Annotated in this window: 14 protein-coding genes and 1 pseudogene; 5 read left to right on the top strand and 10 right to left on the bottom strand. The window is 59.8% G+C overall.

The window, feature by feature from the left end; genetic code table 11:
* The 7 genes from ACVINW_RS19590 to ACVINW_RS19560 all read right to left on the bottom strand — a co-directional run bounded on the left by ACVINW_RS19590 (position 1) and on the right by ACVINW_RS19560 (position 6,724).
* Positions 1-1,290, bottom strand: coding sequence for a cytochrome P450 (locus ACVINW_RS19590; RefSeq protein ID WP_456752797.1), 1,290 nt, complete (start codon positions 1,288-1,290; stop codon positions 1-3).
* 95 nt (positions 1,291-1,385) lie between these two features.
* Positions 1,386-2,588 carry a cytochrome P450 gene (locus ACVINW_RS19585; protein ID WP_456752796.1) on the bottom strand — a complete coding sequence of 401 codons (1,203 nt, stop codon included), beginning with the start codon at positions 2,586-2,588 and terminating at the stop codon, positions 1,386-1,388.
* A gap of 9 nt (positions 2,589-2,597) precedes the next feature.
* Positions 2,598-2,735: a hypothetical protein gene (locus ACVINW_RS19580; RefSeq protein WP_456752795.1), complete on the bottom strand. Its 138-nt coding sequence runs from the start codon at positions 2,733-2,735 to the stop codon at positions 2,598-2,600.
* An 838-nt stretch (positions 2,736-3,573) separates the two neighbouring features.
* Positions 3,574-3,762, bottom strand: coding sequence for a hypothetical protein (locus tag ACVINW_RS19575; RefSeq protein ID WP_456752794.1), 189 nt, complete (start codon positions 3,760-3,762; stop codon positions 3,574-3,576).
* 464 nt (positions 3,763-4,226) lie between these two features.
* A complete protein-coding gene (locus tag ACVINW_RS19570) occupies positions 4,227-4,643 on the bottom strand; it encodes a hypothetical protein (RefSeq protein WP_456752793.1) in 417 nt (138 codons plus the stop codon).
* A 590-nt stretch (positions 4,644-5,233) separates the two neighbouring features.
* Positions 5,234-5,440: a cold-shock protein gene (locus ACVINW_RS19565; protein WP_456752792.1), complete on the bottom strand. Its 207-nt coding sequence runs from the start codon at positions 5,438-5,440 to the stop codon at positions 5,234-5,236.
* A gap of 1,035 nt (positions 5,441-6,475) precedes the next feature.
* Positions 6,476-6,724, bottom strand: coding sequence for a DUF3551 domain-containing protein (locus ACVINW_RS19560; protein WP_456752791.1), 249 nt, complete (start codon positions 6,722-6,724; stop codon positions 6,476-6,478).
* Between the two features lie 575 nt (positions 6,725-7,299).
* Between ACVINW_RS19560 and ACVINW_RS19555 the strand changes: the two genes are divergently transcribed.
* From ACVINW_RS19555 to ACVINW_RS19540, 4 genes are all read left to right on the top strand, one after another.
* A complete protein-coding gene (locus tag ACVINW_RS19555) occupies positions 7,300-8,280 on the top strand; it encodes a lytic transglycosylase domain-containing protein (RefSeq protein ID WP_456752790.1) in 981 nt (326 codons plus the stop codon).
* 218 nt (positions 8,281-8,498) lie between these two features.
* Positions 8,499-8,681, top strand: a complete 183-nt coding sequence (locus tag ACVINW_RS19550; protein ID WP_456752789.1) for a hypothetical protein — start codon at positions 8,499-8,501, stop codon at positions 8,679-8,681.
* Positions 8,682-8,778: 97 nt separating this feature from the next.
* Positions 8,779-8,991 (top strand): hypothetical protein, encoded by a 213-nt coding sequence (locus ACVINW_RS19545; protein WP_456752788.1) that lies wholly within the window; start codon positions 8,779-8,781, stop codon positions 8,989-8,991.
* A gap of 444 nt (positions 8,992-9,435) precedes the next feature.
* Positions 9,436-9,585, top strand: a complete 150-nt coding sequence (locus ACVINW_RS19540) for a hypothetical protein (protein WP_456756607.1) — start codon at positions 9,436-9,438, stop codon at positions 9,583-9,585.
* A gap of 285 nt (positions 9,586-9,870) precedes the next feature.
* Here ACVINW_RS19540 and ACVINW_RS19535 read toward each other — a convergent pair whose 3' ends face one another.
* The 3 genes and pseudogenes from ACVINW_RS19535 to ACVINW_RS19525 all read right to left on the bottom strand — a co-directional run bounded on the left by ACVINW_RS19535 (position 9,871) and on the right by ACVINW_RS19525 (position 12,335).
* A complete protein-coding gene (locus ACVINW_RS19535; RefSeq protein WP_456752787.1) occupies positions 9,871-10,260 on the bottom strand; it encodes a PRC-barrel domain-containing protein in 390 nt (129 codons plus the stop codon).
* A gap of 411 nt (positions 10,261-10,671) precedes the next feature.
* Positions 10,672-11,380, bottom strand: a pseudogene (locus tag ACVINW_RS19530) (patatin-like phospholipase family protein); the annotation flags it as partial.
* Between the two features lie 166 nt (positions 11,381-11,546).
* The gene (locus ACVINW_RS19525; RefSeq protein WP_456752786.1) at positions 11,547-12,335 is read right to left on the bottom strand and encodes an effector protein NopP; all 789 of its coding nucleotides are present in this window, start codon (positions 12,333-12,335) and stop codon (positions 11,547-11,549) included.
* A 1,356-nt stretch (positions 12,336-13,691) separates the two neighbouring features.
* On the opposite strand from ACVINW_RS19525, the gene ACVINW_RS19520 reads away from it, so the two are divergent.
* Entirely contained in the window at positions 13,692-14,219 is a 528-nt protein-coding gene (locus ACVINW_RS19520) for a GNAT family N-acetyltransferase (RefSeq protein ID WP_456752785.1), read from the top strand.
* Positions 14,220-14,901: the final 682 nt, after the last annotated feature.

The raw sequence follows: 14,901 nt of genomic DNA, 5'->3' as shown, positions 1-14,901 counted from the left end.
TCAGTCCGCCTGCGCATGGAGCCGCACCGGCAGCGCACGGAACGTCCTAAGAAACGCAGAGGGCTCCCGGGTCGGCCGCCCGGCCAATGCCAGCGTGGGGAAGCGCGCCAGGATCCGCGGCAGGCTCTCGGCCAACTGCACCCGGGCCAGTTGCGCACCGAGACAGAAGTGAATGCCGTGACCGAAGCTCAGCATGATCTTCCCGTCGGTCGATATGCCAGGACTGGTGCCGTAGAACCGCGCCGGGTCGAAGCGGTCGGGATCGGGGAAGGCGTCGGGGTCGCGATTGCCGGCCGCGATCAGCACGCGCACGTCCGCGTTCTTCGGGAGCACCACGCCGCGCAATTCGATTTCGCGCTGGGCGATACGCGGAATGGAGCTGAACATGGCGGGTGCGTCCAAGCGAAGGACTTCCTCGACGAAGGCCTTCACCGCCGCGGCGTCTTTCTGCAGCCAGTGCCGCTGTTCGGGATATGCCAGCATCGCCAGGACCGCATGGTCGATGGTCGCAGCCGTGGTGGCGAAGCCACCCAGCAGCATGCCCCACAGCATGCTGATCAACTCCGCATCCGACAACGTGTCGGCATCGTCGTCGTGTGCGCCGACCAGCATCGACACGATGTCGTGGCGGGGATCGGTGCGCTTGCGCTGAATGAGGTCATCAAAGTAGGCCTGCACCCTGGCGCTGGCCGCGTCCGCCGCGGCGAGCTGGGGATCGCTGGCGTGCGGGCTCAGGCCTTCCAGAATGGCGCCGATGCCGGCGGCGAGGGCGAACATGTCGTCCTGGGGCATGCCGAACAGTTCGGCGAAGACCAGCATGGGCAAGGCCAGCGCGAATTCTCGATGCAGGTCCACCGCCTCCCCGCGCTCCAGCGCGCCCGCCATGCCGTCAAGGCGCGCAGCGACGATGCGCGCGATGCTCGGCCGCAGCTTGTCGATCTGGCCCATCGTGAAGTCGCGCGAGATCAGCCTGCGCAGACGCGTATGCGTAGGTGGGTCCTGCATCGCCAGCGTGGACGCCAGCAGATTGAGCGACAGGCTGGTCGCCGCACGCGGGAAATAGCGCGCCAGTTCGCCCGGCGCAGGTCCCCGAAACGCATCGCCCGTGGCCTCGAGCGCCCAGCAGATGTCGGCATGGCAACTCAACAGAAAGAGGCCCGACGCCGCGCGATGCACCGGATCGTGTTCGCGCAACCACCGCATGAACGGATACGGGTCGTGGATGCACGCTGGCGAGGCCAGTTCGGCGAAGGCGTCGCGGCATGCTGCCGTGGTTTCTTGCACGTCCATCTTGATTACCTTTTGGCTGGCTGATCCGACCGGCGCGTGCCAGGCGCGCCGTCAAATTGCGAAACAAGATCGCGATCCCCGGCGACCTCGCTGCATCACCAGAGCACCGGCAACGCCTCGAACCCGCCAGTGATGATCTCCTTGCGCAACTTCAGTTCTTCGGGCGCCACGGCCAGGCGCAGGCCGGGAAAACGCTGGAAGATCGAACCGAACACCACCTTCAGTTCAAGCCTGGCCAGCGCCGCGCCGATGCAGACGTGCGGCCCGCAGGAGAACGCGAGGTGCGGCTGCTCGTCGCGTCCGATGTCGAAGTTTTCCGGGTCGTCGAAATGGCGCGGATCGAACGACGTCGACGGCAGGCCGACCAGCACCTTGCTCTCCGCGGGAATATGCACGCCCGCGATGGTCACGTCGGTCCTCGGATAGCGCATGATGCCGTCCCAGCCTGCGCCCGGCGGGTACATGCGCAGGATTTCCTCCACTGCCTTGTCCACCAGGAATGGATCGCCGACTAGGCGCTCGCGCTGTTGCGGATGGCGGAACATGGCCAGCAGGCCGAATTCGATCTGCGCTGCGGTGCTCTCGTGTCCCGCCACCAGCATGCCGGCCGCCAAGCCTAACGCCTCTTCCTCGCTCGCCTTGCCTTCTTCGACTGCCGCGAGCAGATCCGTCAGCAGGTTGTCGCCTGGATTCTGGCGCTTGTCCCGCATCTTGCCGCGAATGTAGGCGCGCAGTTCTTCCCAGGCCAGGCGCGACGCGCTGCGCGGGCCGCTTTCATGCTGGTGCGTCATCACCTCGTCGGACAGGTTGGCGAAAAAGGCGTGATCCTCGTAGGGCACGCCCATCAGCGCGCTGATGACCATGGCCGGAAGTGGAAAGGAAAGGTGGCGCCGCAGGTCGGCGGGCTGGGGCTGGACCGCGAGCGTTTCGAACAAGTGCGCGGCGAACGCCTCGACCCGTTGTGCGAGCAGCGTCAGTCTCCGGTTGCTGAAGGCCGGCGCCACGATCCTGCGTAACCGGGCATGCTCGTCGCCCTCGTGCGAGACCAGCCACCCCGGCGAACCGAGCATCACCGAATCCGGGGTGAATGCCGCCGGCGGCATTCCCGCGGGCCGGAACGCCGCGTCGGCCAGCACCGCCCTCGCCTCGTCGTAGCCTGTCACCCACCAGCCTTCGTGCCCGGAGGGGAAGCGCACGCGGTGGATCGGACCGTTGGCGCGTAGCGCCAACATCTCGCGCGATGGCTCAATATGATCGACACGCCACATCGGCAGCGTCGGCAAATGTTGTTCGGACATGGTGGCACTTCATTCTCTAAGCGATGGAAGGCGGAAGGTGACCGACACGCGCTGCGGGCAGCGGATGACGTAAGACGTCATGTAGACGACGTCCGCCGCGGCGACGGTCAGCGCCAGATCCTCCAGCCGCACGAACAGCACGGGCAAGCCGCATCGCAATTGCGGGCGCGCCAGCGCAGCGCCCAGACGGATATGCGGCCCCTGGCCGAACGACGGGCGCGGATTGTGCCGGCCGGTGACATCGAACCTGTCGGCATCGCCACAGATCGATTGACCGCATAGGGATGCGATGAAGGAGGTTCGACCGCACCCACCCCGACGTGTCCGCCAATATGTCCTTCGGTCCGGTGTCACAACGCCGGTGGCGGCGTCACTGCTGGCTCAGCTCAAGGTCTGCCGGTTTGGTTGCATCGCTCGCGACGAGCGCAATTGTTGTGGCTACCAAAAAAAGAACTCCAGATCGCATCCAACTCTTTCCTGCATTTTCTCGGTTCGGAACCGAGCGCCAAGTCATTGCCAGAAGGCATTGCCACAGCAAGCCATCGGAATGGACCGGACGCGAACAGCGACGCGCGGGTGTCCGTCACGAAGACCACCACACTGCGGTTAGTGATGCCTTGAACAGAGCAAATCGCGTGCCGAAGTGAATTCGTTAGACTCAGCAGCCATTTCGTAGCGGCGCTCGTGTCATGTTTCTGGCATTGAGTCTCAATGGCGACAACCGGCGCACACGTTCCCGACAAAGGCCTGCTCTCGCGCTTACTCTGCGGGCAACCTGCCCGAGATTTGAAGCATCCGGATTGGCTGCGGCAGGTGTGCTTTGCGGGAAACCACTCAGATGCCGGCGGTAGCTACCGGATAGACGAAGTCCGCCTCTTTCGACGCATCGCTGGATTGGATGGCGCATGCGGGCGAGCGAGCAACGCGGTCGCTCGTTCGCGTGATTCCAGGCGCGATGATTGTACTGATAGCGCCGGCTCTGAAATCAGGACGGGCGGACGGGCGGCCTGCATGCCGGCAAGTCAGGGCGATCCAGCTCTGCTCTTTCGGGCCGATCAACGCGACGTTCGTAATTGGCGGCCAGCTGCAACAAGCGCTTCTTGATGAACGGGTCAGCTTGCTCTGCAAGTTCCCGCACGATCCGCGCTCTCTCTCTACAAAACTCGTCGTCCATGGCATCCCACCAGAAACTGCCTCCCGGATAATGCAGTCGAGAAGGTAGGCTGCATATGACCCAAGTTAAACTGCAAGATATCTTCCCGCAGTCCTTCGGCCCTGGAAGCTTGCCTTCGCGTCGTTCAGCACAAGCGCAACTCTTTGGGTTGCCCCTTTCGGCAGACGACTTTGCACGACAGGTCCCGTTCGGCGGACGACGACCATGAACTTTTTAGGGATGTAGCGATGGACAGTCGTCCTTCTTGCTGCGCTCCTCCTGATACTCCGCAGGCACAGTACAAAGAGAGAGACGAAATCCGATCATGACATTATCGCAATCACGCCCAGACTTTCTCCGCTCGGAAAGCCATCATTCCGGGTCCATCAAGAACCGATATGTTTTGATCGACCTCGGCGAGAACATAGCATTTTTTGCGCAAGTTTAGCGCCGCGCGCGCCTCGCTTAGGATTAAGCCGGCCACTTCATGCTGTACGTCGATTGGCTCCACCTTTCCGTCGGCGCCGCCGCGAGCTCTGATGGCGCGCGCGGGGAGGAATTAGTGATTTTGCCGCATCTGTGACCGCTTGCGCAGCGACTTCCTTGGATGCGGGATCGATGGTCGATTGAGGCAGCTCTCTTTGATCGGCGACGGCCTTTTCGAGCGCAGAAAGGAATCGCCGCCCTTCTTGCGTGATTTCCCATCCGAGAGCATCGCGAATGATAAGCTTCGCCGAAAAAATATTCAGATCCGGCGCCTGTTCGGCCAACCGCTTCATGCGATCGGTCCAGTCACGGCCGCTGTTCATCAGGATTTCCACGGCCCGTCGGATTTCGGCAATCGACGCCCGCCCAGCGGACTGGCCGGCCAGCACTTTCAGGACGGTCAGCTGGAAGGACACTTGCCGTGTCTCCGATGGGTTGGGTGTGCGGTTCCCGTCCAATGGTTCAAGATCAGGCGAACATCGTCAACAACGTGCCTTGGTTAACCTCAACTATATTGGCTACCTGAGCTTGCCCGCGTCCTCGGATTATATGCCGAAGCATCAAGCTCATGCCGACCTTGCCCTCGAGTGCGCACGGACGTCAGCGCAGCAGAATAGGCCTCAGGCCGCAGCGCCCAGGCCAGTGTTGTCCATAACGGACGAAGTCTCGCTCTGTGAGCTCTTTCATACGCGACAGCACAACGCCTGCGTTGCGAGCACCGGCCGGCACGTATGCTTTGAGCCATGCGCGGCGTACACCTCCTGGCCTGCGGGACAGGAGCGTACGATTCGGACCGTTCACGGCACTGCGGAAATCGGCCGGTCCCACACCGCACGAAGGCGGGCAGAACTGCCTTGGCATCGGCAAGCAACGCCTCGAATGAAGTGCCGCCCAGCTTGCCGCATTACCTCGGTGGAGGCGACGGTCTTACCGCGCGGCGGCACCAGATACCAAGACAGGCGCGAGATCACACGTTGCAGGGGCAGCAGTCCGGATGCGCACTTCGTCAACCAACCCGAAGATCCTCAGCTGACGCCTTGCCTGAGCGCCCGCTCTTGAGCTCGTAACTCACCCGAGCCCCCTCTTCGAGGGTGCTGTAGCCGGCCTTTTCCACGGCACTGATGTGCACGAAGACATCGGCACTTCCGTCCTCGGGCCGGATAAAGCCATAACCCTTGCTGGAATTGAACCACTTCACAATACCAATTGCCACGGCGTCATCTCCATAGTGAACCTTCGTGATCTAGCGAAGAGTCTTGGAGCCATCAAGACGCGTGGCAAAAAGACGCTCGTCCGCTCTGGGAATCGCGTCCGCAAATTTTTGCTCTGTAACTGAAGTGCCGGCTATTTTGTTCAGCGTCACCCCTGATCTCGAAACCCCTTCGCTTCAGAGGTCGATGGGCGACCAGCCTGCGGCTCATTTATTGCGGATTACCGCGCTACGGGAGAATTGCAGAGCCGAGCCGTAAGCTTCTTTGCGCAACCCGGAGCAGCATCGGCAGTGCGCGCCACCTCTGTACATAACGTACACTCGCCCCTCATCCATGTGGACAAGGTTGCCTCCGAGCACGACGTGATCGGGACGGCGCTCGAACAAACCGCTCGAGAGCTTTAGCAGCAGCGTGCGCGTCGCCAAGGCGTTCTTACGGTCCCGGAGCGGCTGCACCTTTGAGCGCGGACCGACGATTTCTAGAAATTCCGTGTCAGCCTTCCGCCAGTCAAATCCGTATGAGGCGATTAGAGGCCATGTTGGTCGCCGCGATCTCGCGGTCCTGCTGCAGATGAGACCGCATCTTCTCGTCGGCATTCGACGATATCTCGTTCTTGAGGACAAGTTCGGCTCGGCATGGAAGTCGAATGCGTTCTCTGCGTTGACGAACGAGACGGCCTCATCGATACCCGGACGCAGGCGCTTGCGGATCAGTTGCCTCTTCCGTAGTCGAAGATCGCGGCCATGCGACCACGAAACCATATCCGCGCGGGTTCGAACGCGGCCATTCGTTGGACACAACCGTGCAGAACGGGTGGTCAACGTCCGTGACCGCTATCGCCATGTCGGCCAGCGGTCGCTTATGGTCGGAGAGGTTGTCCTGATGCCTTCGACCGCCGCAGACCAACGAACGACAGCGTAGTGCTACTGCCAATAATGGCGCGGTGTCGCATTCGAACCCACTCTGACCTGGAGACCATTGGCGATTTCTAGGCCTGTCCAGGCTCGGACAGTGCCGGGGCTCCCTTCGGACATGCACTAGCGATGTCGATCTCTGTAATGCCGCCGCTGCTCGCCAAATGCCGCCCGTGGGTTGAGCCCGCACGTCACGTTTCGCCCGGACGCAGATGCGAGGCACTGTGCACGGGTCTGGTACATGCAATCGCCGGGATATCCGACGCCTCTCCCCTGCACGCACCATGGAAAATCCCGAGCGCTCGCCGGAATAACGGTTACGTACCCCGCGATCCCAAACGCCAGAGCGGCAAACAACAGAGACACACGCATTGGTGACTCCTCAGCTCGAAGCCCGATTGTTCCAACGGAGCGAACGATCTATAGTTCCCCTTGAAAGCTCATTAAAGATGATTCAGGCCGGCTGAGACTTTCAGCTCTAAATTCCCGCGTCGGCATGTGCACGCAGAATTCCCGGCGTTCAGATGCGAGCTCATACCAACGCCATGATAGCCGCCCCCGACGCGCCGCACCGATCATATGCGAACCGGTCGTTCTGGTTAGCGCGCTCGTCCATCTATCGAAAGCCTGGTGACGCCAGCAGGCATTACGATCGAGACTTTCCGTCCTCTGTGCGGTAGCCGTCTGCCTATCGACTTCGGGGCCCGGCGCGATCGAGCACATTAAGTTTGACCGGCCTGGGCAGGGCGACGTCAGGTCGGCCAAATGTGCAGTCGGTCGACCGCGCCAATTCTACCCTCCCGCTCTTGCCTGCGGGCGTGCTAGCCTGATCCAGCAGGTCGCTTGCCCGGAAGCCGCAGCCGCATGGCACTCAGGCTCGCGATCGATCGAGATGGAACGGGACGGGTGCTTCGACGTTGTGCGCAAGCCATGCGAAAGCTATCGCCATGAGCTTTGAGCTCTGTCAAATTCTGAGGCTTGGCGGCTTCGGCCGGACTTCCGACTTCCTGTTGATAGCCCTTGTGTACTCGACCATAGCAGCTATGGCTCCGCCTGCATGCGCATCCGACGCGATCGATCATTCATCGCGCGAGCAGCCCTCCCGCGAAAAAGACCGAACAGAAGCAGGTCAGCAGCCGACGCAAGATCGCGGGCTCGAACTGACCACTCCAGTGAAAGCACCAAGCCTTTGTGAGGCACTCGCCGCGGCGGCAACGACCAGTGGTCTGCCGGTCGATTTCTTCACTCGCCTGATCTGGCAGGAAAGTCGCTTCAAGTCGGACGCCGTCAGCCCGAAAGGTGCACAGGGCATAGCTCAATTCATGCCGACAACGGCAAGATCGAATGGACTTGAAAACCCCTTCGATCCGGTGGATGCGATAGCAAAATCAAGTAACCTGTTGCGCAACCTGCGCAATGAGTTTGGCAATCTTGGTCTTGCCGCGGCCGCGTACAATGCCGGACCTGGTCGTGTCCATGAATGGCTTGGCAGTCACCGGCCGCTCCCGCAAGAGACGCGCAGCTATGTGCGGATCATTACTGGACGTGATGTCGAAGAGTGGGTCGGAGGCCACGCCGCTCCAACGGACATAACGTCGGTCGTGGGCCTGTCGTGCGATGCGCCGGCAGTCGCTCAAATTGCATCCAAGCCAAACGCGCTCGAGCCGACACCTGAACCCGTCAAACCATGGGGCGTTGAGGTCGTCGGCGGACCGACACCGGCGAAGGCTCTTGCTCGCTATCGGGAATGGCAGCCGAAATACGCGACGATCGTTGCCGACCGCCGGCCTCATGTCGTCATCCGGGGAGTGTTAGGCCAGATGGGCGCGGCGCGAGTACGAATTGGCGAGGACAGCCAGATCGGGGCCAGGAAGCTGTGTGAAGTGCTGCGAGCAGCCGGAACCTATTGTGAGGCGCTCCGGAATTGATTTCGCGAGCGGACTGAATACCGTCGAACCATCCTACATAAGACGTCAATCGCCCGCTTGATCGCGGAACTCACCGCCGCTCAGAGGCGGCCGAGACCTCACAATCAAAGTCTCGTTGCGCCGCAACGCAGAACAGATCGGCACCGATCTCGCCTTAACGAATGGTTAACCCTATCGGCGCAAGCAGGGTTATGGTCAAGCGAGCGATGGGAGCAACCATGGATTCTGCGTTTGCGCGTGGTCAGAAGGTCAGAAATGAGCGCGGCCGCGTAGGCATCGTCCGCGCGATTTTCATCAATCGAGACGGTCAGAAAATGTGCGCAATCGAGCAAGGAGAGGTGCTGGATTTCGTCGAACAATCCCGGTTGTCCTCGATCATTGAGTCAGAGATGGCGGCATAACGCATTCTTCGACAGAAACCGATATCGGGGAAGCATGCGCCCGAGACTGTGTCAGCACCATTTGAGGAATCACTTCAAGGACGGCAGGTTGGCACGCATGAGCAGCGGCCAGATCTGTATCATCCGTGACCTCGGTCCGGTCAAAGGAGGCAAAGGCCTCCGGCATCATGAAGTTATCCTGACAGTCTCCTGGTTCGGCATTATGCAATTCGCCAAGAATATCTTCTGGCGTCGTGCCAATCGCGTGAGAGATCTATCGCAGCCGGAAGAACATGCCCTCGCAAGTCGCGAAGGCAATGTGGCTCGTTAGGCAGGATTGATATCAGGGGCCGCACCGCCACTTTGGTGTTGTCCCGCACCGGCCGCGCCGCCGATCGCCTCGAAGACGCCGATGTGTGGTCGCGAGCGCTCGGTGGCAGTGGGTCAGTTTGAAGACTGACCCCGAAAGAATTCTTTTGGTTAATCATGGCGGGAGCTGGCAGCCGTTTGTAACGAAAACGTTGCGGTGGCACAAATTGCACATGCCATCTGGTCCTATTGGGCGTAGGCTCTGGTTCTAACGCCGGAGTTGTGTCATGGGCAGTGAACTCCTTAAAAGCGTCTGGATCGTCCTATTCGGCCTGAGCCCCTTCCTCATAATCGGCATAGCGATGTTCGCGCCGTAGACCACATTCAACAAATAGGCCGCCTCAGTGGGCGGCCTATTTGGTTCTAGTCTCTAGCAATCAGCCTTGCGACTTCTCTCGCAGTCCCAGTGCTGGTGTACGCATTCAAGGTCGACGATCCACAGGTCGACACTAACCCGACGACCACGACCACCACGATCGTGGGCGACGGCGTCTACAAGACCAAAACCGAGGCCGAGCCCGCGGTAAAAACCACCAAGGTTTGCACCGAGCAATAGGACTTTGTGGAGACAGCGGAAGCCTCCCAAACCATAGCAATTGGAGACCATGCCGCACTGCAGTTGAGCGTCATCCCTGCCGTCATCGTCGTCAGTGGTGCCGGCTACCTGTTGGCCCACATGCACTGAGTAACAGGCTCTATGCGAAAAGCCCGCTCGGCTTCCCGAGCGGGCCTTTTTTGCGGCGTTCGCAATGGCGCCAGCGTGAACCCACCCGCACGTCTTTCGACAACAGCGTCAGATAAACCGACGAGCGGACGCGTGGTCGCTTCAGCTTCGGGCTCGTTACTTTTCAGCAACCCAGGTCGTGCTGGCCTTATCGTACTTGAAGCCCGGTGCAGCTTTCAAACTATCTTTCGTTTCGTCCAACGTGAGCCACCACTTGTCGTCCTTTTTTTCGGTCTTAACCGCAGCAAACGGCACAATCACGTCCTTCTCGCCCGCTCCCAAAAATCCACCGACCCCGACGACAAGCCCGGTCAATTTACCGGATTTATCGACCAGCACGTCGTCGATCGTGCCGATTTTGGATTCCTTGGAATCGTAAACATTCTGCTTGTAGTAGTTGGTCACGGTCCAGCTTTCAGGCGGAGCAGCCGTCATCGCGTCCGCACCAAAAGCGGCCGAACAAGATGCGATGATCCCGAATGCCGCCATGATAGTCGTCAACTTCATTGTTCTATTCTCCGATAAGCCCTAATGACGGGCCCGGGGAAACGTGACTCGGCACTCCTTGTTCCTAACGCGGCGGAGGCATCCACGGTAGCTCGGCCGTGCGGGCAAAGTGAAACTTCGATCGCTCAGCACAACGGCGAGAGGTGCGCGAGCTGGTTGAAGCGCTTCCGCTCTCGTCTTGGGACGCGTTGGTTTCGGGCCTCTTCAGCTCGGGAGCAACCGAGCACGAGCGGATGGGCCGCGTTGTCGTCCGAGCCGACCCAAGCAATTGAACTTCAGTAGTCGCACTCGCAGCATCTATGGCGAATCCGCTGACTCACCTCGAGAGCCGCCATTCTCTCCTTTGTCAATGTAGCTTATTTCAGCCCTGCGCCAGTGGTTCTTACTCTCGGGTCCTTAGCAGGCTGCTCGACCAGCCTCCGCGACCTGCCGCAGCAGCGCGATCATGCGCTGCTCCTTGAGCAGCGTGGCGTTGAACGCAACCTCGTTCAACCGATCGAGGATCTCGCGCGCGGAGCGCGGTGTTCCGGGTCGTTCGACCGGGTTGACCGCGACGAGAAACGTGTCGCGCGAATCGCACTCGCGCACGAGCGGCGTGATCGTCGGCTTCCCGGAGTTTCCACCATTCCAATAGGGCTGGCCATCGATCTCGATCGCTCGGAATAGGGCCGGCAAGCACGCGGAAGCAAGCAGAACGTCGGGTGTAAGCCCGGCATTGCGAAACACACGCCCGGGCCGGTATGAACGTTGGTCGCCGTCACGAACAACCGGATCGGGGAGTTCGCAATCGTCGAAAATCGACCGGGTCGGCGAGGACTTGATGCAAAGGGTTAATGCCGGCAAGATTCAGGTCGTAGTGCGAGAACACGCGGCTCGCCAGATCGAAGGCGAGATTAAAGGGCGGCGTATCAAGGGTTCAGCGACCGAGGATGACGTCCAGCGGGCTTCGCCGTATGGGACTGAACCGTGCTGAGTCAGCGACGCGCCGCCAGAAGCTATCCAATGCAGACTTGGCGCCGGCCGGGCCGTTGGTCATAAAACCGCCCGCCAACGCGACGGCGTTCATCGCGCCGGCCGACGTGCCGGATATCGCCTCGATACGCAGCCACGGCTCATCAATGAGCCGATCGAGCCCCCAGGCGTCAGGACATTAACGGCCACGCCCTTAAGCTTGGCCGGCTTGCTTTCCTCAAGGATCGCGAGAAGCCAATTATCCTCAGCCAAGGGTCTATGACATGCCACCTAGAAAGGCAGAATGGCTGCTGCCGGAATATCGGGCGAGTTGTCTATTGTTGGGCAAGGAGTTCGTCGAGCGCGCGAGTGAGTTCATCTATTTCAACGTCATCGTCGCACGACTCGGTCGAGATACTTACAACACTCTGGTCATCGTCATCCTTGGTGTCCCGTGCTTTAGAAAGGTACAGTTCAGGTTTATTTGCACGCTGCCATTCACCGTCAGCATTCCTAGTCCACTTATCGGGACGCTGGGCAGGATCAAGCACCATGTTGGCTTCATCCACCTCAACAAAACCCATCGCCGCAAGGCGGGATTGCGCTTCCAGACTGACCGGCGTGGAATTGATCAATGGTCGCTCGCCGTCGAGCCGAAGTTGATATTCCAGCAGAATATCCCCCGCGTTGTCGACAAGCGGATGACTAAGCCGAAGAGCTGTGGTCGATGTGATTTCAGTTCGCCCGGGAAACAGTTCCCGCCACTTTTCGCCTTCGAATATCTCATCCATGCGAAATCCGGCTTCTGTTCTTAGAAGCCCAACGCTTTCGTTGCCTAACTCATAGCTGAAATATCGGGCGTCGTGGGTATGTCTTCTCGCCGTACCGGAGCCCTCGGCCAGACCTGCTGTGCGCGCAGCTTTCGAGGATACGAAAGGCGAATACTCTTGTGAGTTCGCGGCAATATGCTTGATTTCAGCGCTATGAAAATCCCTCATCTTTTTCTTGAATTGAGACCTTGTGACCTCGATGACAGGAGGTTGTTGAGCGAGGAAGTACGACGGCGCTGCCGCCGCCGACGAACCAGCGTTCGGATTCGGCGTCGCCTGAATGCCTGAAAGCACGTCCACAAACCTCAGGGTATCTGTGTCAGGTTGCGTGGCACTGTTTACTGAGTGCTCGACTTCATCAACCTCCCTTGCATGAGGGAGCGATTCGATACTCGACGAACTGATAGGCCGGTTATGCATGGTAAGTCGTACTCTTATCCGCGGCGTTCTTGTCGCATGGAGCCATTCCGAGTCCGGTCGCAAACAACGAGCTGAGACTGTACAATATGACGCGGCGCACGATTCAAGCCCCATCGATGGTTCTTGCGTGAAAACTTGCGGCTCAACCCTGAGCGCCGTCAGTTTTCGGTGGCGGTAGAGCTGTTCACAACATTGCGTCTGACGCAGGCGTGACGGAATAGATCGTTGCCAATGTCGTCCCGTCCAGGCACCAGCAGCTACGCTGCGGCGTCGTCAGCTTTTCGAAAGCTTGCTCTGGTAGGACGTCCGCTCAGCTGATCTTGGACGTGAGGCTACGTGGACCCGCACAATTGTGACCCGTCGAATGTAACAGTTTGGTCGCAGGTGCAGCATGCCACCTCGAAAGAGCAGCAAGAGGGATCGGCGAGGCAAAAGGCGTTTGAGCCGTTCTTGTCGACGGCGCTCCCTGCCGGCACTGGTACCTGTCCTCATCAGTCTGAAGAATGCGGGCGCCGAATTGATGACGCGACTAATAATGCCGCGGCTCGGGATCATTAACAGGGCACATCAAAGCCGTACGCCACCGAACTTCGCCGATCAAGGGCATATTCTCCGCCTTCGAGAAGCGTTTGATCTGCGCAATCAGCAATCCCATCGCTCATGTCGACGAATTCCAATAACCGAACGATGAAGGCGCCGTTGAGCAATCTTCACGTTTGCTGCGAGCCGGCTGCTCGCAGCGAGATTCCGCCCAGGTCCCCCACAGAGGGCGACGAGAGTTTCATTGAAATGATGACTCGTGCCAATAGGCGCAGCGAGAACGCACTTGACCAGCATCGCCCTGCTCTTCGCAGATTCTCCGAGGCGCTTATTCAAGAGGGCCAGACGATATCTGGACTGGACCACGACTCGCGGGTCAGCTCCGCTCGGAGGCTGTTTCCGCGCGACAAGAATCTTATCTCCGCGTTGACTTTGTTTCGTGCTGCGGAGCTCCGCGCTAAATTTGGTTCGTGATGCGGAGCGCGCCTTCCGGTCCTGGCGCTTCGAGCGGGCAGCTGAGTGCCTTGGCGAACTCAATAGTCATTCGCACGGCTTCGGTCGGGTTGGGCGACACGGCACGTGACCATCTATGGCATTCAAGAGCATGTCGCTCGCTATTTCAGTGATGTTAACAATTAACCTACCGTCCGACCTGGCCCGGGGCAATCGGCTCGCTCTGTCCGAAATCAGATGACGGACGATATTCAGGTACGGCGCATCGGTGCCGACGAAGTCGATAAGCGTTTGGAGCGTCTCGCCGACATCCTCATTGACTGCGTCGCCCACGGCGACTCGGTCAGCTTTCTGCCACCGCTAACTCGACGACGTGCGCTGGTGTATTGGCGTAGCGTCGCGGACGCGGTCGTTTGCGATGGATGCGTGTTATTAGCTGCGGAAGATGGCGCAGGTCAGATTGTTGGCTCGGTCCAGATGGTACCTGCCGCGTCTGAGAACCAATTGCATAGCGCTCGCGTCGTCAAAGTCCTGGTTGAAAGAAGTGCACGCCGTCGCGGCATCGGGCGCCGGCTGCTCTCGGCAGTCAGCGGGTTGGCACGAACGGAGGGAAAGACGTTGTTGACGCTCAGCACTACCACAGGTTCTGCTGCCGAGCGTCTTTACGCCAGCGAGGGATGGCAGCGGGTGGGTATCATACCTGGGTGTGTGCTCGCCCCTGACGGAACATATCGCTCGGCGACCTTCTTCTACAAGCATCTCTGATACTGCGTAGCCGGGGTTCGCGCTTGCTATTCACAGACAAGATCTGCCGGGTATCGTCCTGATAAATGATCATCGTCGGGGAGCATCACTGACATTGCAGCTTTGTTTTATGGTTTTATGAACAACGACGACTTGGGACCTCGAAGACTGCCATGGGGCTTGCGGCAAGGCTCAGTTGGAAGCGACGGTCGTAAAGGACCGCCCGGCGCACCAGATACAAGGCATCGCCGGACAGGTGCAAGATCAAGGCAGCCCGGAGGCGCACGTCAATCAGCCAACCCGAAGATCGACGCGCTCGTTGAGTCGCTGGTTCAGTTCCTCGTCCTCTCTCGAAGAGCTGCCGCGACGGGCGCGAAGGACAAATACGCATCCGATCAAAACGATCGAAACCAGCGCGTAGAACCCCATCCCATAGATTGATCTCAAATGGACGCTCGCAAGGACGAGCGGAAAAAGTCATCGTTCAAGCCTGTAACGGCGCGCCGATCTCGGCCATAGGCTGGCGCGTAAAAGGGATTGACCAGACAGGTCGCCGGAAGTCCCGCAGCGCCGGCCTCTGATTCAGCGACGCGAAGTCGCAGTCCATTCGGTCGCCGAGAGCGCGCGACAAGACGATGTAGTATCTCCGCCGGCAGGAGATGACGATCCTGCTGTGCGACGCGAGCCAGCTTCCGCTCGACCA

Source organism: Bradyrhizobium sp. USDA 4461 (assembly GCF_054055655.1).
The sequence above is the reverse complement of the archived record's forward strand: the minus strand, read 5'-3'. Positions and strand labels throughout refer to the sequence as shown.